Source organism: Rhodoblastus sp. (assembly GCF_052145335.1).
Lineage (GTDB): Bacteria > Pseudomonadota > Alphaproteobacteria > Rhizobiales > Beijerinckiaceae > Rhodoblastus.
The window spans coordinates 35,639-54,963 of sequence record NZ_JBKQOU010000305.1; the positions used below are offsets into that span (position 1 = coordinate 35,639).

Genomic DNA, 19,325 nt, shown 5'->3' on the forward strand with positions numbered 1-19,325 from the left:
GCCGTCGAATGGCTGCGATCAGCCGAAACGACCGGTGATGTAATCCTGCGTGCGGCGTTCGACCGGCGCGGTGAAGATCTGGTCGGTGGCGCCGTATTCGAGCATTTCGCCAAGGTACATGAAGGCGGTATGTTGGGAGACACGCACCGCCTGCTGCATGTTGTGGGTAACAATGGCGATCGTGTATTCGCTTCGCAACTCGTCGATCAACTCCTCCACCTTGGCGGTCGAGATCGGATCGAGCGCCGAACAGGGTTCGTCGAACAGGATGACCTCCGGCTGGATCGCCACGGTGCGCGCGATGCACAGGCGTTGCTGCTGGCCGCCGGAAAGGCTGAGGCCGCTGGCTTGCAGCTTGTCCTTGACTTCGCCCCAGATCGCCGCGCCGCGCAGGGCCTTTTCAACCCTTTCGTCCATCTCCGTCTTGCCGAGCTTTTCGTAGAGCCGGACGCCGAAGGCGATGTTTTCATAGATCGACATCGGGAAGGGCGTCGGCTTCTGGAACACCATGCCGACGCGGGCGCGCAGGCCGTTGACGTCGAGACCCGGCGCCAGAATGTTCTCGCCGTCGAGCAGTACTTCGCCGGCCGCGCGCTGTCCCGGATAAAGATCGTACATGCGGTTGAGAACACGAAGCAGCGTTGACTTGCCGCAGCCCGACGGGCCGATGAAAGCCGTCGCCTTGTTGGCGTAGAGCGGCACGCTGACCGATTTCAGCGCCCGATTGTCGCCGTAGTAGAAATCGAGATTCTTCACGCTCATCTTTTCAGTGAGCTTTTCCCGTGAGGGAGTGGAAAGTTCGGACATTACTTGGGTCATTGGCTGGTCCTTTGCGCGCCGAGGATGCGCGCCGTGATCGACAAAGCGAGAACGGCCAGGGTAATAAGCAAGGCGCCGACCCAGGCAAGCTGCTGCCATTCCTTGTAGGGCGACAGCGCGAACTGGAAGATCACCACCGGCAGGCTCGCCATGGGCTTGTTGAGGTCCGTGCTCCAGAACTGATTGTTGAGGGCGGTGAACAACAGCGGCGCGGTTTCTCCGCTGACGCGGGCCACCGCCAGCAACAGCCCGGTGATCAGTCCCGCCCGCGCCGCCTTGTAGGCGACGTGGCGGATGACCAGCGAGCGCGGCAGGCCGAGCGCGGAAGCGGCCTCGCGCAGCGGGCCGGGCACCAGATTGAGCATGTCCTCGGTGGTGCGCACCACCACCGGCACGACCAGAAGCGCAAGAGCTATAGCCCCGGCGAAGGCGGAGAAATGACCCATCGGCACCACGGCGATTTCATAGACGAACAGGCCGATGACGATCGAGGGCGCCGACAACAGGATGTCGTTGATGAAGCGCACCACCGTGGTCAGTCTGGAGCCACGGCCATATTCGGCCATGTAGGTGCCGGCGAACAGGCCGAGCGGCGCCCCGATCAGCACGCCGAAAAAGGTCATCGCCAGCGAGCCGAAAATGGCGTTGAGCAATCCGCCGGCGGAACCGGGCGGCGGCGTCATCTGGGTGAAAACGGCCGGCGAAATGCTGGAAAAGCCGCTCCACAGCAGGGCTCCGAGGATCAGCGCCAGGGCGAGCAGGCCGAGCCCGGCCGCGACGAAGCACAGAGCCATGACGATGGCGCTGCGCGTTTTGCGGACAGCTTGCAGACGGCCGGCTCCCGGCCGGGAGGATTGCAGAGAAGCCATGTCAGCGCGCTCCCTTTTGCTCGATGCGCATCAGCAGCAGGCGCGAAATCGACAGCACGATGAAGGTGATGACGAACAGCAGCAAGCCAAGCGCGATCAGCGAGGAGGTGTAGAGCTTGCCGTCGGCCTCGGTGAATTCATTGGCGATGGTGGCGGAAATGGTGGTGCCGGGACCGAGGATCGACGGCGAAATCTTGTGGGCGTTGCCGATGACGAAAGTGACCGCCATGGTCTCGCCGAGCGCGCGACCCAGCGCCAGCATGATGCCGCCGACCAGTCCGACGCCGGTATAGGGCGCGACGATGCGGCGCATCACTTCCCAGCGGGTGCAGCCGATGCCGAAGGCGGCTTCCTTGAGCACCGCCGGCACCGTATTGAACACGTCGCGAGAAATCGAGCTGATCAGCGGCAGGATCATGATGGCCAGGATCAAGCCGGCCGTCGCGATGCCTATGCCATAGGGAGGGCCCGAGAAAATCTCGTTGAGATAGGGAATGCCGGAGAAAAAGGCGATGATCGCCGGCTGCACATGCGCCTGCAGGAAGGGCGCGAGAATGAACATGCCCCAGATGCCGTAGATGATCGAGGGTATGCCGGCGAGCAGTTCAACGGCTATGCCGATTGGACGGCGCAATGTGTGGGGGCAGAGTTCGGTCAGGAACACGGCGATGCCCAAGCCGATCGGCACCGCGATCGCCAAAGCGATCAGCGACGTGACCAAGGTTCCATAGATGGCCGGGCCCGCGCCGAATTTCTCGGTGACCGGATTCCACGACGCCGAGGTGAGGAAGCCAAAGCCGAATTCATGGAGCGCCGGCGCCGCGCCTTCGACCAGCGAAACGATGACGCCGCCGAGCAGCAGCAGAACGGTGACGGCGCAAGTCTGGGTAATCACACGGAAAGTGGTGTCGCCGATCGCAAAATGGCGCAGCACGCTGTCGCGCAAATCGCCATGCGACGCTGCCTTCGCGTCCGAACTCAAAAGCGCCTCCGCCATTATCTATCCCCCTGAAGTTTGCAGCGGGCCGGGAAGAAACTCCCCGGCCCGAAGCTTTTCAGCAAACGATCAATTGCCGACGAACAGCGACTTGCCGTCGGCGGTCTTGATGTCCGCCGCCCAGGTCTTCTTGATCAAGCCGATGACATTGTCGGGCATCGGGATGTAATCGAGGGCTTCTGCTTCCTTGGCGCCATTGGCGAAAGCCCAGGCAAAGAACTTCAGCGCTTCGCCTGTGGCGACCGCGTCCACCGGTTGTTTCTGCACCAGGATGAAGGTCGCCGCGGTGATCGGCCAGGAGTCCGCGCCCGGCTCATTGGTCAGGATTTGATAATAGCCGGGCGAATTGGCCCAGTCGGCGTTGGCGGCGGCGGCCTGGAAGGATTCCATGGTCGGCGCGACCGTCTTGCCGTCATGATTGACCAACTTGGCGTAGGTCATCTTGTTCTGCTTGGCGTAGGCATATTCGACGTAGCCAATCGAACCCTTGGTGTTAGCCACCGTATTGGCGACGCCCTCATTGCCCTTGGCTGCGAGGCCGGTCGGCCACTCCACCGCAGTCGCCGATCCGACCTTGGATTTCCAGTCGGCGGAGACCTTGGAGAGATAATCGGTGAAGTTGAAGGTCGTGCCCGAACCGTCCGAACGATGGACGACCAGTATGGCCGTCTCGGGCAGCTTGACGGCGGGGTTGAGCTTGGCGATGGCGGGGTCGTTCCAGACCTTGATTTCGCCGAGGAAGATTTTGGCGAAGGTCGGGCCGTCGATGACGATGTCGCCGGCCGAAACGCCGTCGAGATTGACGACCGGCACGATGCCGCCCATCACCTGCGGCCATTGCACCAGACCGGCCTTCTCAAGCTCGTCGGCCTTGAGCGGCGCATCGGTGGCCCCGAAAGTCACCGTATTGGCTTTGATCTGCTTGATGCCGCCTCCGGATCCGATCGACTGGTAATTCAGGCCGAAGCCGGTTTCCTTTTTGTAGGAATCCGCCCATTTGGCGTAGATCGGATAGGGGAATGTGGCGCCAGCGCCGGAAACATCGGCGGCGATGGCGGCCGAGCCAACGCCGACAAAAGCCGCAACAACAGCGGAGCGCAAAAGGATTTTCGACATGCCGGACCTCTTCTGAGGTTGAATGGTTCGCCCGTCCGCGCCCAGAGGCGTGACCGGCGAATTCGCGGCGGCGTGACGCCGCAGCCTGAACGCGCTTGCGCGCAGCGGTCGTTTACGACAGCGAAATGACGGCTGGATGACAGCAAGCGGCCGGAATTGCCCACGAAACGGCGCGCGACGAATTTTCCCGAAAACACGCGAAAACCCCGACTCAAGGTCACGCCTCGTAAAGCGGCACCAAAGCTGAAAAAGTCGCGCCATTGCCCAGTTGCGAACGGACGCTGATGCGGCCGCGATGGCGCAGAAGGATATGCTTGACCAAAGCGAGGCCGAGGCCGGTGCCGCCCTTGGCGCGACTCTGGCCGACATCGACGCGGTAGAAACGCTCGGTCAGGCGCGGAATGTTTTCCGGCGCTATGCCCGGCCCTTCGTCGCGCACTTCGAGCACCCCGTAGGAGCCGCGCGGCGCCACCGAGACCCACACCCGCCGCTCGTCTTGACCGGGCTCCGGCGCGCTGTATTTGATGGCGTTTTCGATCAGGTTTTCGGCGACCCGCACCAGTTCGTCGCGGTCGCCGCGCACCTGGGCCGGTTCGGTTTTCAGCTCCAGTATGACGCGGTTGTCCTGGGCCAGCGGCGTCAGCGCGTCGCGCACATGGCGCACGAGACCCGAAAGATCGACGGCGCCGCGGGGACGCAGATGCAGGGTCTGTTCGATGCGCGACAGCGACAAAAGATCGTCGACGAGACGCGCCATGCGGCGCGCCTGTTCGAGCATGATGGCGAGAAAGCGCGCCCGCGCTTCCGCATCGTTGCGCGCCGGGCCTTGCAGCGTTTCGATGAAACCGAGCAGCGAAGCGAGAGGCGTGCGCAATTCGTGGCTGGCGTTGGCGACGAAATCGACCCGCGTCTGTTCCAGCCTCCGCGATTCGGTGGCGTCGTGCAGGGTCAGGGCGACGAAACGCGCCGGCGAAGACTGGAAGGCGGCGACATGAACCTGGAACAATCTTTCCACCGGCACACGGTCGAGCCAGGAAATATTTTCGGCCTGTCCCGAATTCAGCACCCGCGCAATGGCGTCATGCAAGTCGACCGCGCGCAGGCTGGTCGTCAGGGGCGCCTGCAGGCGCAATTGCGGAAACAGCGCCCGCGCCGGGCCGTTGGCCGCGACAAGCCGCACGGTGTCGCTGACCACCAGCACAGGTTCCGGCATGGCCTCGATCAAACTGGCCAGTAGCGCGCCGCCGACTTCCATCGTCTCGTTCATGCCGCGCAAATTCCCAAAGTTGCAAAGCAAAGGACGTCAATCGTCCTTGTCCCTCTCCGCCTCCGCCCGGTTCATCGCTTCGCGCAAGGCGTCCCAACGGCGCCCGCCTTCATTGGCGCCGAGGAGGGTGAGAGCCAACACGAAAGGGATGACATAATAAAGAATGCGGAACATCAAGAGCGAGGCGAGCAGGGCCTCCTGCGAGGGCGCCGGCAGCACTTTCAGCATGGTCGCCTCGAAAACGCCGATACCGCCCGGCGCATGGCTGATGATGCCGAGCAGGCTGGCGAAGACATAGACGGAGGCGAAGGTGAAAAAGTCCAGGCCGGCATGGCTCGGCAGCAGCGCATAAAGCACCCCGGCGGCGCTGCACAGGTCCATCACCCCGAGCGCCATCTGCCCGAGCGTCAGCCCGAGGCCCGGAAGTTCAAGATGCAGACCCTGCCAGCGGGCGCGGCGAGGGTGCGCCGAAACCCAATAGAGATAGCCGAATATCGCCGTCAGCACGCCGAGGCCGATCAGCCGGTTCAAATTGACCGCCAGATGGTTGATCTCGGACAGAGGCTCCGCCTCGATCAGCAGGCCCAGGGCGATCACCACAGCCATGCCGAGCCAGAAGGTCACGCCGGCCACCACTGTCAGGCTGGCGATCTTGCCTGGCCGCACGCCGGCGCGCGAATAGATCCAGTAGCGCACCGTGCCGCCGGTGAAAATCGGAAAGCCCAGGGTGAAGGACACGGCATAGGAGGTGAAGGAGCCGAGCGCCGTGGTCCGGTAAGGCACGCGCAGCTTCAACTGATGCAGGGCCAAAGCGTCGTAGCCGGTCAGCATCAGATAGGACAAGGCCGTGAAAAACATGCCGAGCGCGATCTGGCGCGACGAGGTGGCGGCGAAGGCCCCGCGCAATTCGGCCATGTTGAGGCTGGAGATGGTGCGGGTGAGAACGACAACCGCCACCGCGACCACGATCAGGCTGGCCGCCATTCCGATCCGCGCCCACAACCTGCGCTTTTTCACCGCCGCTTCGCTGGCGAGGCGGCGGGGAGACCGGGCCGATTGCGCCGGCGCCGATTCCGGCGCTTCGGCTTCACCCTCGTTATCGCTCCCCATCCGTTCCATCGCTGACGCTGCCGATCATCCGCCAAACAGCCGGACGTTTAAGGCTCCTTTACGGCGCCATCCCTGCTTCGGCAAGCCACCCGTTTCTCAGGATAATGGCCAGCAAAAAAACGCGGGCCCGCTCGGAAGCCCGCGTTGCATCGGTCCGGATGGTCCGGGATCAGGATTCGGTGACCGTGGCCTTCGACTTGTGCTGCTTGACCGGCATGGTTTCGTCGCCGACGAATTTCACCTGAATGTCCTCGTCGCGCAAAACACACTGGCAAGCCAGACGGAAGTGCGGCGGCATGTCGTTGACCTCGGCGTCGACGACCTCGGCTTTGCTGATCTTGCCGAGTTGCTTGAGCATTTCCTTTTCTTTGTCGGTCAGCATGATCGCGTGAGGTTTCTTGCTGAGGACCGTGATCTCGACGAGGCAGGAGCCGCATTCGCCATCCTGGCAGTCGAACGGAATCGGAATCTTGTTGTCTTTGGCAAGCGAAAGAAGCGTGCCGCGATCGCCCGCCACCGCATAAACGGTGACGTCGCGCGACAGCGACGGCGAAGTAAAGGTCACATTGGCCATTGGTATTGCTCCCGGAAATTTTTGAAGCCGCGTTTGCTCCCGACACATGGCAGCAAAAGCCGTGCCCGGATTGGAGGGCCGAAAATCGGGGAGTTGAGCGGCGACAGACGCGCCGTACGGGTCGACAATTTGTTGCGGCCGGTTCAAACGGGAAACGAAAGCGACAGGTTTTGTTTCGTCCGCGTCGCAAGGCCGACAAGTCCTGTCGGAGCAGCTTATCGGCCCGGCAGGAATTGCAGCAGGCCCTTGACCGGTTGGAAGCGGAAACGCACACGATGCGGGCCGGGCGACAATGGCACAGCGCGAAACATCAGGTTGGCCTGGAGTATCGGAACCTCAATTCCGTCGATCGAGGCGGTCTGCCAGTTCTGCCAGACGTCGTTGAGCACAAGAAAGCCGCCCTTGGCCGGCGCTTGCGCCTCGATATCGATCAAGGTGTTGTCGTAGCGCAGGATTTTCGCCACGCCGGAAGCGCCCTTCGCCGCCGTGTCGTTGGCGCACGAAAGTTCGGGGCGGGCGTCGCAGGTCGCCCGGTCGAGCAACATGAATTGCCGGTAATCGATGTCCGGCATCAAGCCCTCGGCCTCGATCCTGGCGAAATCCGCCGCCACCGCGCGGCCCGGCAGCAGCACCCGCGGCAGGGCGTCCTTGTTTTCGTAAATATAGGCGTCGCGTGTCTGCGCAACCAAGGGAAGGTCGCCGGGTTTCAGGCTCTTGTCGATCTCCTCCGCGGGGACGCCGGTGGCGATCCAGCGCAAGCCGATCAGATTGGCCATCGGCGATTTATAGGAGGGGAAGGCCGGGGAAAACACCCGCTGTTCCGGCAGCGCGACATGGTCGTTGGCATGGGTGACATCGACGAAAAGCGTCAGCCGGATCGGATTATAGCCAAGGTCCATGTCGAAGCCGTGGGTCAGGCCGGCGTTCGGCCAGTGGAAGTCGATCCCCGCCAGTTCGACCCGGTCGCGGCGGTCCGGCTCATGGTTTTCCGCAAGCCTGTCCTTGAGAAATACGATGGTGTCATTCTTCGTCGTCTCACGCAGTATGTCGTAGGTTTCCGGCGGCAGGCCGGTGGATTGGTTGGGCGCATTGTTCAGCGACAGGTCGAAGGTCAGCAGCAAGCCGACGACCAGCACGGCGAGCGCCGGCTTTTCCCGCCATCCGGGCAATTTGGCGAGCACAAGCAGCGAGAGGAAGGCGAAAAAGGCTGAAAACAGCATTGCCGGCAGGGCGTCGGGGAAATGGCCCTTGGCGTAAGCGACGCCAAGACAGAGCATATAAAGCGCGCCGACCAGCCCCCAGCCGATGTTCCGGCGCCTGGCGTCGGGCGGCGCGTCGAAGGCGCGGCTGACGCAATAGCCGCCGATGACGGCGGCGAAGACGCAGAGCGGAAAGGTGGCGTCGGCCGGGCGGCGGAACAGGCTGGCGCCGGGCACGTTGAACAAAGCAGTGAATACCGGGGTATATTTGCCGAAGGCGTAGACCGCCATGGCCAGCGCCGTGACCGCGAAAAAGCGCATCGGTCGGGTGAAAATCCAGCCGCGCGCCAGCCCCAGAACCAGCAACGCAATGAAGGGCAAGGCGCCAAAATAGATTTCAGCCATGTTGCGTGCGATATAGAGCCCGGTTTCGCCCCAGTCTGGCGACGGCGGCCCCCAATATTGCGACTGCGCGCCGTGGATATTGTAGAGATTGGCGACCAGGGCGGTGAGCAGCGAGGCCGGATGCAGCGAGCCGCGCAAGGCGCCGTCGAGGGTGATTTCGGAGCGGTTGGATTGCTGCGCCAACGCAATGGTCCACAACAGGGGCGGACCGGCGACGATCAGGCCGACGATCAGGCCGCCGCCGAGCGGCTTGATCATCCGCTTCATTCGGGTGAAAAAGCCGTTGCGGTCGCTCGAAGGCGGGGCAAACAGCCGCCATATCGTGAAGACGGTCAGGGTCAGCACGAACAGCCAGGCGATCTGGTCGCGGCCCAGCACCATGAAAGCGGCGAACAATCCCGCGAGCGCGCCCCACAGAAACGAAGCGCGGTCGAGCGCGCGATTGAGCGCCCAGAAGGCCAGCGGAAACCACGACAGGCTCAGGATCTGGCCGGTGTGCTGGATGCGCCAGGCCGCCGAGCCGCCATAGGCGAAGGCGAGCGCCGCCACGAGGCCGCCAGCCGCGCGCCAGCCGCGATCACGGAAATAGAGCATCCAGCCGATCCCGCCCAGCGTCAGCATGGCGAAGGCGACGGCGTCGGCCTCCTGAAACGTCGGGGCCGGATCGAGTGCGGCGAGCAGCAGATAGGGCGGCGAGAAGATCAGCGATTGCGGGTCGGCGATCTGGGGCATGCCCGCGAAGACATTCGGCGTCCAGAACGGCGACTGGCCATTATGCAGGGCGTGGGCGAGGAAGGACAGTTGCGGCTGGAAATGCGCCTTGGAATCCCATGGGATCGTCACCTGCCCTGACAGCCACGGCCAGGCCAGGTAGAGACTGGCGAGGACGAAGAAAGCAAGGGCGAAACGAAAGACTCGAGAGGATTCTGACGCAGATTCAGGCGCCGTCGGGCGGGGGAATGTCGACATCAAGAAAATGGCCTGCCCTGTCGCGTTTGGTGGCGAGGTAATGAATATTCTGCGGCGTCGGGCGCCCCTGGATGCGCTGGTCGGTGACATCCAGACCCGCGGCGCGCAAAGCCTCGATCTTGGCTGGATTATTGGTCATCAGCCGCACCCGGGTCACGCCGAGCAGGTCGAGCATGCGCGCGGCATAGCCGAAGCGGCGCTGGTCGAGGCCGAAGCCCAGGATTTCGTCGGCGTCGTAGGTGTCGTGGCCTTTTGCCTGCAGGCGATAGGCGCGGACCTTGTTGGCGAGGCCGTTGCCGCGCCCTTCCTGGTCGAGATAGAGGATCACGCCGCCGCCGTTTTCCGCCATATAGCGAGCGGTATGGCGCAACTGGTCGCCGCAATCGCATTTCAGCGAGCCGAACAGATCGCCGGTGAGGCAAGCGGAGTGCAGCCGTACATGAACCGGCCCGGCGAGATCGGGTTTGCCAATAATGACCGCGGCTTGATCGCGCAAACCTTCGCCACCTCGGAAAACCACGATTTCCGACTGCGGCGCGCCCTCAAGCGGCGCCGGAGCGCGCCCAACCATATGCAAGGAGAGTATTTTTTTGGCCCGGAAGCCCCGGATGTCGCAGCCGGAGACTTCCTGCAATTCCGGCGCGGGGTTCTTGAGCGGCGCCAGCACCGCGCCGGGCAGCAGATGGGCGAGGCGCAACAGGTCGAGCGCCGCCTCCTCCGCCGGACTGGGATTAGCCACCGGCGCGTCGATGCGGGCGTCTTCCTCGGCGAGCAAGGCGCCGATGCGGTCGAGGTCGATTTCGGGCAGGGCGATCAGGCCAGGACCGTTGCGCTCGACGCCGAGCCGCCGCAGCCTTTGCGCTGACAGGATCAGATTGGCCCGCCCAGAGGCCAGCGAGTTCAATGCGAAGGCGGAGGCCTCGTCGAGAATTTCGGCGGGGAACACCAGCAGGCGGGTCGCACCTTCGCTGACGACGACCGGTCGCCCACCGCGCAATTCGGCGATCGCGCGCTCCGCGGCGACAGAGCCGGAGGCGGCCAGCGTCGGAAAAAGACCGGAAAGTTCAGACATTTTGCTTAGAATACCTTTCGCTCCTTCCTCTACATAATCGCTCGCGCGCCCAAGAACCAGTCTTAAGCGAAACTCGCGCCATGGCTGGGCTTGGCCAGCTTGCCTTCGCCCCGGCGGCGGCTTAAAGCCGCAGCGACGCTTTCTGCCCGGAATCCCGCCATGCGCCCGCTTCGCCTCGCCTGCCTGCTGTTCTGTCTCGCCGCGCCAGCATTGGCCGCCGGCTCGCAGAATCTCGTCAATGAACTGGCGGTGCGCGTCGTCAACAAGTCCACACCGGAGCTTTGCGCCGAGCGGGACAACGTCGAACTGGATTTCATCTCGCCGGACGTGCGCCACATGGAAATACAGGCGACCCATCCCGCCTATATCGGCATGATCAACACCGATCGCTGGGCGCCGGATTTTTCCGCCTGCAACATTCCGCACGGCGAGGGCGCCCTGCCGCGGAAAACCTTTTATGAGTCTCCGACCCTTTGGCTCACCGGCCTGACCGATCCGGATTTCTGGCGCCCGGCGAATGTTCCGATTCGCGTCGGCGACCATGTCGAGCCGGGCTTCAATTACATCCAGCTGTGGATGCTTTCCCGCGAGCGCGCGGAAGAAATTTTGGTGATGTATCCGTCGGACGGCAACTGGCGCATCCGTCCCCTGCCCTACGGCGACATGCGCTGGACGGCCTATGGATCGTCCTTCCAGATCGGGCCGCTGGAGATGCAGGAGGGGCCCGGCGGCGCGCGGCCGGTCGTGGCGATCAGCGACATCGCGTTCGATCCGGCCAAAAAGGCGTTCACGCTGAATTTCAAACGCGGCGGTTCGGCTACCGTGACGCTCAAGCAGGTCGACCAGGACCATGTCGCGCTCGACGTCAGCTATTCCGGCGCCATGCCCGACAGCCTGCCCTTCGCCGCGATGCGCTCGATGTACACGAACGAGGGCAACTCCGACGTCGCCCGCATCGCCTGGCGCGAAAAGGACGGCAAGGGCTGGGGAGAATCGCCGGTGCTGAGTTTCCCCGGCGCACTGGCCACCGAGGTCTGGGCCGGACGCAATGCCTCCTCGCGGCACAATCTCTCGGCGCCCGACATGGTCTTTTCGCACTTCCAGCGATGAGCGACACGCAGGCGCGTCTCCCCCTCGTCGACTTCCTGCGCGGGCTGGCGCTGTGGGCGATGCTGGTCTTTCATCTGGTCTGGGATCTGGCGCAATTCGGCTGGATCGACCATGACGCGCCTTATACCCCGATCATGCATTGGTTCGGCCACGCGATCGCCGTGAGCTTCCTGGCTCTGGTCGGCGTCAGTCTCGTCCTCGCCGAAACAGCGAAAGGGCCGCTGTGGCGCAGCGCCAAATTCTGGCGGCGGTGGGCCGAGATCGTGCTGGCGGCGAGCGCGATCAGCGCCGTGTCCTTCTGGCTGTTTCCCACGACGCCAATCTTTTTCGGCATTCTGCATTGCATCGCTTTGGCCAGCCTGTTCGCCCTGCCCTTTGTCGCAGCGCCGCCGATCCGGGCTCTCGCTGGCGGTTTCGCCGCTTTGCTGGCGCCGCATTTTTTCGCTTCGCCGCTTTTCGACGCCAGGCTCTTCTGGTGGACAGGGCTCGGAACTTACCTGCCCGCGAGCAATGATTTCCGGCCCTTGCTGCCGTGGTTGGCCTATGTGCTGTTCGGCGTGGCTTTGGGTCGCTGGACGATTGCCGGCAAGTTCTCTTCCCGCCATCGCGAGGAGATAAGCGACGCGGCAATCCCGTGGCCTCTTCCTGCGCCCGCTGGATTGCTTCGCTCCGCTCGCAATGACGGTCGGGTGTTTCGCGCCGTGACCTTTTGCGGCCGGCATTCCCTGACCTTCTACCTCGTTCATCAGCCCTTGCTGTTCGGCTTTTTCACCCTTCTCGGGCTAGTCGCCACGCCAGCGCCCGACGCCGGCGACTTCGTGCGGCAATGCGCCGTGCAATGCGTCAACGAGGGCGTAGAGGCAGAAATCTGCGAAAAATCCTGCGTCTGCGTGGTCGAAAAGGCCAAAAACGCGGGACTGTGGAACAATTTGGCGCGGGGCAGGCTTACAGAGCCGGAAAAAAGCACCGTCCACGACGAGGCCATCGCCTGCTACGCTGAAGCCGCCAAAAAATGATCACCCCTTCGGCGACAGCATGTCCTCGGGCCGCACCAGGGCGTCGAATTCCTCCTCGGTGACGAAACCAAGCCGAAGGGCCTCCTCGCGCAAACTGGTTCCATTGGCGTGCGCCGCCTTGGCGATCTGCGCCGCCTTGTCGTAGCCGATTTTCGGGGTCAGCGCCGTCGCCAGCATCAACGAACGGCGCATGGTCTCGTCGAGCCTTTGCGCATCGGCCTCGATACCGTCGACGCAATGCTCCGAGAAGCTGCGTATGGCGTCGGCGAGCAGGCGCACGCTTTCGAGAAAGACGAAGGCGATCACCGGCTTGAACACATTGAGCTCGAACTGGCCCTGCGACGCGGCGAAGGCGATGGTGGTCTGATTGCCGAAAACCCGGGCGCAGACCATGGTCAAGGCCTCGACCTGGGTGGGATTGACCTTTCCCGGCATGATCGACGATCCTGGCTCGTTTTGCGGGAGGATCAGTTCGCCAAGCCCGGCGCGCGGGCCGCTGCCGGCCAGCCTGATGTCGCTGGCGATCTTGAACAGGCCGGTCGCCGCCGATTCCAGCGCTCCATGGGCGAACACCAAAGCGTCGTGGCTGGCCAGGGCCTCGAAGAAATTTTCCGCCGGCTTGAACGGCAATCCGGTCTCGCGGGCCATCTCGCGAGAGAATTTTTCGGCGAATTTCTTGTGTGCATTGAGCCCGGTGCCGACCGCCGTGCCGCCCTGCGCCAGGAAATAAAGACCTGGCATGACCGCTTCGATCCGCTCCGTCGCAAGCGCCAGCTGGGCCGCATAGCCGGAAAATTCCTGCCCCAGCGAGATCGGCGTGGCGTCCTGCATATGGGTGCGGCCGATCTTGATCAGCCCGGCGAATTTCTCCGCCCGTCCAAGAAAACTGGTTTCGAGTTGACGCAACGCGGGCAGCAGGTTCTGCTTCAGCACGGAAGCCACCGCCACATGCATGGCGGTGGGGAACGAATCGTTGGAAGACTGGCCCAAATTGACGTGGTCGTTGGGGTGGATGGGCTTCATGCCGCCGCGCGGCGCGGCGAAGGAAATCTCGTTGGCGCGATTGGCGATCACCTCGTTGACGTTCATGTGCGACTGCGTGCCCGATCCGGTCTGCCAGACGCGCAGGGGGAAATGGTCGTCGAGCCGGCCGGAAATGATTTCGTCGGCCGCGGCGACGATGGCCTCGGCGAGGGGCCGGTCGAGCAGGCCAAGTTCGGCGTTGACCTTGGCCGCCACCTTCTTCCCGAGCGCCAGAGCATGGATGATTTCGCGCGGCATGACCTGGCCGCCGATCGCGAAATTCTGCAGGGAGCGCTGTGTCTGAGCGCCCCACAGCCGGTCGTCGGCCACCTCGACCGGGCCGAATGTGTCCACTTCCGTGCGAAATCGAGTCACGATCAAGCTCCCTTGGGAAGAACGCCGCGGAGCGGCTCCAGTCCCGTTTCCCGTGGTCACGAATTCGTGATCCTAAACGATCCAAAAAAGTGAAGCCGAAACTCGTTTCGTGCGTTTCTGACTGAAGCGTGTGGGGGCCGCACCCGTTGTCTCGAATGACCCAGAGGATAGTCGATGATTGACATAGCGAAAAAACCCAAACGCGGCTTCGCCTCCATGGATCCCGAAAAGCAGCGCGCCATAGCTCGAAAGGGCGGAGAGAGCGTTCCGAGGGAGAAGAGAAGCTTTTCGCAAAACGCCGAACTCGCTGCCGAAGCGGGCCGGAAGGGCGGCAAAAGCGTCAGCCCGACCAACCGGAGTTTTGCGCGCGACAAGGATTTGGCGAAAAACGCCGGCCGCAAGGGCGGTCGCGCCGCCCACACGACCGTCGAAGGCGAGCGCCACTAAACCACGACGCTGAAAAGGCGGATGAGGAGCCCCCCGGCGGGGTCTCTTGCTGTTTATCGTATGCGACGGGTGGGACATTTAAAGAAGGCAGAGGTCGAACGACCTCTGCCTTCTTTATGATGCGAATTTGGTTACGCGAAAGATTCGTTGATCGTCGCTCGCCGCGACCAGCGAAAAGATCAGTGCGCCACGCCGGACCAGACGCGTTTCTTGGTGAAATAGAGCAGGCCGGCGAGCAGCATCAGGAACAGCATGACGCGGGCGCCGACGCGCTTGCGCTGCTCCAGGCTCGGCTCCGCCGCCCAATACAGGAAAGCCGCGACGTCCTTGGAATACTGCTTGAGCGTCGTGGGCGTGCCGTCGGTATATTCGACCTGACCGTCGGCGAGCGGCTTGCCCATCGCGATCTTGTGGCCGGGGAAATAGAGGTTCCAATTGACGTCGTCCTCTTTGGTGTAGCCATTGAGGATGGCGTAGATCAGATCGGGCCCGACTTCCTGATACATGCCGACGCCCGGGATCGGCAGGGCGTCGAAGACGAAGTTGGGGAAACCGCGCTCGTATTTGATCGACTTGGCGATCAGCGACATGTCCGGAGGAACGGCGCCAAGAGCAGCCGCGGCGGCTTCCGGATTGGGGAAAGGCGCCGGGAAGTAATCGGACGGACGACCCGGACGATCGAACATCTCGCCCGCCAGGTTGGGTCCGTCATGGACGGTATAGGTCGCGGCCAAAGTCTTGACCTGTTCTTCCGTAAAGCCCGGACCGCCCGGTTGGGCGAGCGTGCGCATCGGAATATGCAGATCATGGCAGTTAGAGCAGACTTCCTTGTAAATCTTGAAGCCGCGCTGCAACTGCGCCTTGTCGTAGGTCCCGAACGGTCCGGAAAAGGACCATTCCTGGCGCGTCGGATTGGGCGCTTCCGCAAATCCCGCCGGCTCTTCGGCGCGCAGGGTCTGGGAGGAGAAGGTCACGGCGCCGAGCACGGCCGCGGCGACAAATCCGAGTTTCATGGTGAAAGCCATTGTCTTGAGTTCCTCGAAATCGGCCGTTCAGCCTCTGGTCAGCGGAACGGAGGCGGAGCCCGCCGCGGTCGATGAAGCGGACCCGCCCTTGGCGAGCACGGCGTCGGCAATGGAGGCCGGCACCGGCTTGGTTTTTTCGAACAGGCCAAGCAGCGGCAAAACGATCAGGAAGAAGGCGAAATAAGCCACGCCCAGAACCCGCGCCGCCAGCACATAGCCGCCTTCCGGAGGCATGGCGCCGAGATAGCCGAGGCCGACGCCACAAGCCACGAAGATCCAGAAAAAGATCTTGTAGATCGGGCGATATTTGGCCGAGCGCACTTTCGACGTGTCCAGCCAGGGCAGGAAGGCGAGAATGGCGATGGCCGCGAACATGGCGATGACGCCGGCGAGTTTGTTCGGGATTGAACGCAGGATCGCGTAATAGGGCAGGAAATACCATTCCGGAACGATATGCGGCGGCGTCTTCATCGGATTGGCGGGGATGTAGTTGTCCGCGTCGCCGAGATAGTTTGGGATATAGAAGATGAACCAGCAGTAGAGGAGCAGGAACACCGCGAGGCCGAGGCTGTCCTTGAGGGTCGCGTGCGGCGTGAAGGGCACGGCGTCCTTGGCGACGTCCTTGATTTCGATGCCGTCCGGATTGTTCTGGCCGCACACATGCAGCGCCCAGACATGCAAGGCGACCACGGCGACGATCATGAAGGGCAGCAGGTAATGCAGGGCGAAGAAACGATTGAGGGTCGGGTTGTCGACCGAATAACCGCCCCACAGCCACACCGTGATGTCGTCGCCGACCAGCGGAATCGCCGAGAACAGGTTGGTGATGACGGTGGCGCCCCAGAAGGACATCTGGCCCCAGGGCAGCACATAGCCCATGAAGCCGGTGGCCATCATCAATAGGAAGATGATCACGCCGAGGATCCACAGCACTTCGCGCGGCGCCTTATAGGAGCCGTAGTAGATGCCGCGGAACATGTGGACATAGACGGCGAAGAAGAACATCGAGGCGCCGTTGGCGTGCGCGTAGCGCAGCATCCAGCCCCAGTTCACGTCGCGCATGATCTTTTCGACCGAACCGAAGGCCAGGGTCGAGTCCGGCGTGTAGTGCATGGTCAGCACGATGCCGGTGACGATCTGCGCGATCAGCATGAACGACAGGATGGCGCCGAAGGTCCACCAGTAGTTCAGGTTCTTCGGGGTGGGATAGGCGACGAAGGAGCCGTGCATGAAGCTGAGGATCGGCAGGCGGGCTTCGAGCCACTTCACCAGGCCGCTCTTTGGCTCAAAGGTTGAGAGTCCGTGCATTTGTGATCTCTTCGGATAAGCGTTCGGGACGGGCGAAAGCGGCCGGCTTGCGCCGGGCCGGGTCTTCAGCCGATTTTGACTTTGCTGTCGGTCAGGAAGCTGTAGGCCGGAACCACGAGATTCTTCGGCGCCGGGCCTTTGCGGATGCGGCCGGAAGTGTCGTAGACCGAACCGTGGCAGGGGCAGAACCAGCCGTCGTATTCGCCGGCGTGTCCTAGCGGGATGCAGCCGAGATGGGTGCAGACGCCGACGACGATCAGCCATTGCGGCTTCTGCACGCGGGCGGCGTCGGTCTGCGGGTCGGGAAGGGTCGCGACATTGACGTCTTCGGCCGCGGCAATTTCCTTCGCGGTGCGGTGACGGATGAACACCGGCTTGCCGCGCCATTTGATGGTGACGATCTGGCCTTCCGGAATGGCCCCGATATCGACCTCGGTCGAGGCCAGGGCGAGAGTCGAAGCGTCGGGACTCATCTGGCTGATCAGCGGCCAGATGACCGCGGCGGTTCCGACGGCGGCGACCGCCCCCGTGGCGATGTACAGAAAATCTCTGCGGGTCGGTTCGACCGTCGTTGCGGTGGCCAAGTTTTCGTCCTCAATCTTTGAGCGCGAGTCCGGGCGGGCCGGTCACCGCGTTGCGATAAGCGCCAGTCCGCCGCGAGCGTGGCGGTCCCGCCGGCGGGCGCGACAGCGTGATCTTGGCTAAGCCTGACAGAACAAGCGCCGTTATTTGGCATCGTTCTGGCGCCTTGTCCATAGTCGTTCATAGGCAGAAAGTTTTACGCGGGACCGCTTTTTTGCCTTCGAGGGACGATTTGGCGCCCACAAGCTGGACAGGCGGCAAGAACGCTCGCGATTTGGGCGGCGGCCACGCCGACGCCCGGCCATTTTATTGCATCTCTTCAGTGCGTCGCATCAAGGCCTGTCTTTATGGCGCTCTTGGCGGAGCTTCGAGGCGGTGCTATCCAGCCTCATGCCCTCCGACGTCCCTTTCTGCCTTGCGCTTTACCAGCCCGACATTCCGCAAAACGCTGGCACGATGCTGCGGCTTTGCGCTTGTCTCGGGCTGGATGCGGCGCTGATCGGACCAGCGGGCTTTCCCTTGTCGGACCGCCATTTCCGTCGCGCCGGCATGGATTATCTCGACCATGTGAACATCGAGCGACATGTCTCGTGGCGCGAGTTCGAGGACTGGCGCGCGGCGAAAGGCCGAAGGCTGGCGCTTTTGTCGACGCGCGGCGACACCGCCTATACGGATTTCATTTTTCAGCCGGGCGACATCGTGATGGTCGGGCGCGAATCGGCTGGGGCGCCGGACGAGGTTCACGCCAGCGCCCAGGCGCGCCTGCGCATTCCGGTGCGCGCCGGACTGCGTTCGCTGAACGTCGCGGTGGCGGCGGCGATGGTTCTGGGCGAAGCTCTGCGCCAGACGCGGACTTTTCCGCAGGGAGAACTTGAGTGAGCGATTCGGAACTTGAAATCCGCCAGAAGACGGCAACGGAATGGTTTTTCGCGTTGCAATCGCGGATCGTGGAATCGTTCGAGGCTCTGGAGCGGCGCGAAGACGCCCTCTGGAGCGAAACGGACTTGAAAGCGGGACAATTCTCGCTCACGCCTTGGGAGCGGCAAAACCATGACGGCGCGCCGGGCGGCGGCGGCCGCATGGGCTTGCTCAAGGGGCGGGTATTCGAAAAGGCCGGCATCCACTGCTCCGCCGTGCACGGGACTTTCGCGCCGGAATTCGCGCGCCAGATTCCCGGCGCCGACGAGGATCCGCGCTTCTGGGCGGCTGGGATTTCGCTGATCGCCCACCCGTGGAATCCCAATGTCCCCGCCGTGCATATGAACACCCGCATGGTGGTGACCTCCAAAGCCTGGTTTGGCGGCGGCGCCGACCTCACCCCGGTTCTCGACGCTCGCCGCACCCAGGACGACGCGGATTCCCTCGCCTTCCACGCCGCGATGCGACAGGTCTGCGACGCCCACGCCGTCGCCGATTACCAGCGCTACAAAGCCTGGTGCGACGAGTATTTCTTGTTGAAACACCGCAACGAACCGCGCGGGATCGGCGGCATTTTCTATGATTATCTCGAAGCCGGCGGCGCCGCTTTCGACCCGGCCTTCGCTTTCACCCGCGCTGTGGGCGAGGCGTTTGACGACGTCTATCCGCGCCTGGTCGAAGCCAATATGGGCAAGAGCTGGACGCCCGGACAACGCGAGGAGCAGCTGGTGCGCCGCGGGCGCTATGTGGAGTTCAACCTGCTCTATGATCGCGGCACCATTTTCGGCCTGAAGACCGGCGGCAATGTCGACGCCATTTTGTCATCCATGCCGCCCATAGTGAAATGGCCCTAACATTTTTCCGGGCTGCGGACCCGCCCGGGGAATAGATTTCTCAACAAGCAAGAGGCGAGGCGATGGAATTCAAACCTGGCGAAATCGTGCAGTTGAAATCCGGCGGTCGCGGCCTGACCGTGGTCAAGCAGACCAAGGACGCCGTCGATGTGATCTGGTACGCGGATACCGACGACGCCATTCGCACCGCGACCATTCCGGCCGCGTGCCTGGCGCTGATCGAATTCGCCGACGACGAAGATCTCGACGACGAGTAACCGGCGGGGCTGA

The 19,325-nt window shown here is 63.0% G+C and carries 17 protein-coding genes and 1 pseudogene; 6 read left to right on the forward strand and 12 right to left on the reverse strand.

The features are described 5' to 3' along the window. Nucleotides 1-18 precede the first annotated feature (18 nt). The 9 genes from pstB to ribA all read right to left on the reverse strand — a co-directional run bounded on the left by pstB (nucleotide 19) and on the right by ribA (nucleotide 10,397). A complete protein-coding gene (pstB, locus tag ACLP2E_RS18685; RefSeq protein WP_442462495.1) occupies nucleotides 19-807 on the reverse strand; it encodes a phosphate ABC transporter ATP-binding protein PstB in 789 nt (262 codons plus the stop codon). A gap of 8 nt (nucleotides 808-815) precedes the next feature. After that, nucleotides 816-1,613: a phosphate ABC transporter permease PstA gene (pstA, locus tag ACLP2E_RS18690; protein WP_442462494.1), complete on the reverse strand. Its 798-nt coding sequence runs from the start codon at nucleotides 1,611-1,613 to the stop codon at nucleotides 816-818. Between the two features lie 76 nt (nucleotides 1,614-1,689). Next, complete coding sequence (gene pstC / locus ACLP2E_RS18695) at nucleotides 1,690-2,685, reverse strand: phosphate ABC transporter permease subunit PstC (protein WP_442462487.1); 996 nt, start codon at nucleotides 2,683-2,685, stop codon at nucleotides 1,690-1,692. 69 nt (nucleotides 2,686-2,754) lie between these two features. Beyond that, nucleotides 2,755-3,801, reverse strand: coding sequence for a phosphate ABC transporter substrate-binding protein PstS (gene pstS / locus ACLP2E_RS18700; RefSeq protein ID WP_442466783.1), 1,047 nt, complete (start codon nucleotides 3,799-3,801; stop codon nucleotides 2,755-2,757). A gap of 217 nt (nucleotides 3,802-4,018) precedes the next feature. Further along, nucleotides 4,019-5,068 carry an ATP-binding protein gene (locus ACLP2E_RS18705; protein ID WP_442466784.1) on the reverse strand — a complete coding sequence of 350 codons (1,050 nt, stop codon included), beginning with the start codon at nucleotides 5,066-5,068 and terminating at the stop codon, nucleotides 4,019-4,021. Between the two features lie 36 nt (nucleotides 5,069-5,104). Next, nucleotides 5,105-6,178 (reverse strand): lysylphosphatidylglycerol synthase domain-containing protein, encoded by a 1,074-nt coding sequence (locus ACLP2E_RS18710; RefSeq protein ID WP_442462402.1) that lies wholly within the window; start codon nucleotides 6,176-6,178, stop codon nucleotides 5,105-5,107. Between the two features lie 169 nt (nucleotides 6,179-6,347). Next, nucleotides 6,348-6,752: a 2Fe-2S iron-sulfur cluster-binding protein gene (locus ACLP2E_RS18715; RefSeq protein WP_442462401.1), complete on the reverse strand. Its 405-nt coding sequence runs from the start codon at nucleotides 6,750-6,752 to the stop codon at nucleotides 6,348-6,350. Between the two features lie 215 nt (nucleotides 6,753-6,967). Next, nucleotides 6,968-9,325, reverse strand: coding sequence for a hypothetical protein (locus ACLP2E_RS18720; protein ID WP_442466785.1), 2,358 nt, complete (start codon nucleotides 9,323-9,325; stop codon nucleotides 6,968-6,970). Next, nucleotides 9,294-10,397: a GTP cyclohydrolase II RibA gene (ribA, locus tag ACLP2E_RS18725; RefSeq protein WP_442463710.1), complete on the reverse strand. Its 1,104-nt coding sequence runs from the start codon at nucleotides 10,395-10,397 to the stop codon at nucleotides 9,294-9,296. The genes ACLP2E_RS18720 and ribA overlap by 32 nt, the downstream gene beginning before the upstream one ends. Nucleotides 10,398-10,556: 159 nt before the next feature. On the opposite strand from ribA, the gene ACLP2E_RS18730 reads away from it, so the two are divergent. Together ACLP2E_RS18730 and ACLP2E_RS18735 are read left to right on the forward strand one after the other, a co-directional pair. Then, complete coding sequence (locus ACLP2E_RS18730) at nucleotides 10,557-11,507, forward strand: hypothetical protein (protein WP_442466786.1); 951 nt, start codon at nucleotides 10,557-10,559, stop codon at nucleotides 11,505-11,507. Continuing rightward, nucleotides 11,504-12,523, forward strand: coding sequence for a heparan-alpha-glucosaminide N-acetyltransferase (locus ACLP2E_RS18735; protein ID WP_442466787.1), 1,020 nt, complete (start codon nucleotides 11,504-11,506; stop codon nucleotides 12,521-12,523). The genes ACLP2E_RS18730 and ACLP2E_RS18735 overlap by 4 nt, the downstream gene beginning before the upstream one ends. On the opposite strand, the gene fumC is transcribed toward ACLP2E_RS18735, so the two are convergent. Further along, on the reverse strand, nucleotides 12,524-13,927 hold the full coding sequence (gene fumC, locus ACLP2E_RS18740; protein WP_442466788.1) for a class II fumarate hydratase: 1,404 nt from the start codon (nucleotides 13,925-13,927) through the stop codon (nucleotides 12,524-12,526). 168 nt (nucleotides 13,928-14,095) lie between these two features. Here fumC and ACLP2E_RS18745 point away from each other — a divergent pair, with 168 nt between their 5' ends. Then, nucleotides 14,096-14,368: a KGG domain-containing protein gene (locus tag ACLP2E_RS18745; RefSeq protein ID WP_442463706.1), complete on the forward strand. Its 273-nt coding sequence runs from the start codon at nucleotides 14,096-14,098 to the stop codon at nucleotides 14,366-14,368. A gap of 179 nt (nucleotides 14,369-14,547) precedes the next feature. Here the strand turns inward: ACLP2E_RS18745 and ACLP2E_RS18750 are convergent. Further along, nucleotides 14,548-16,701, reverse strand: a pseudogene (locus ACLP2E_RS18750) (cytochrome c1). Nucleotides 16,702-16,766: 65 nt separating this feature from the next. After that, nucleotides 16,767-17,285 carry a ubiquinol-cytochrome c reductase iron-sulfur subunit gene (gene petA, locus ACLP2E_RS18755; protein WP_442466789.1) on the reverse strand — a complete coding sequence of 173 codons (519 nt, stop codon included), beginning with the start codon at nucleotides 17,283-17,285 and terminating at the stop codon, nucleotides 16,767-16,769. Nucleotides 17,286-17,673: 388 nt separating this feature from the next. Between petA and ACLP2E_RS18760 the strand changes: the two genes are divergently transcribed. From ACLP2E_RS18760 to ACLP2E_RS18770, 3 genes are all read left to right on the forward strand, one after another. Further along, nucleotides 17,674-18,162: a tRNA (cytidine(34)-2'-O)-methyltransferase gene (locus tag ACLP2E_RS18760; RefSeq protein WP_442463704.1), complete on the forward strand. Its 489-nt coding sequence runs from the start codon at nucleotides 17,674-17,676 to the stop codon at nucleotides 18,160-18,162. Further along, nucleotides 18,159-19,055: an oxygen-dependent coproporphyrinogen oxidase gene (gene hemF, locus ACLP2E_RS18765; protein ID WP_442463703.1), complete on the forward strand. Its 897-nt coding sequence runs from the start codon at nucleotides 18,159-18,161 to the stop codon at nucleotides 19,053-19,055. The genes ACLP2E_RS18760 and hemF overlap by 4 nt, the downstream gene beginning before the upstream one ends. 62 nt (nucleotides 19,056-19,117) lie before the next feature. After that, on the forward strand, nucleotides 19,118-19,312 hold the full coding sequence (locus ACLP2E_RS18770) for a DUF2158 domain-containing protein (protein ID WP_442463702.1): 195 nt from the start codon (nucleotides 19,118-19,120) through the stop codon (nucleotides 19,310-19,312). The last annotated feature ends 13 nt before the right edge of the window (nucleotides 19,313-19,325 follow it).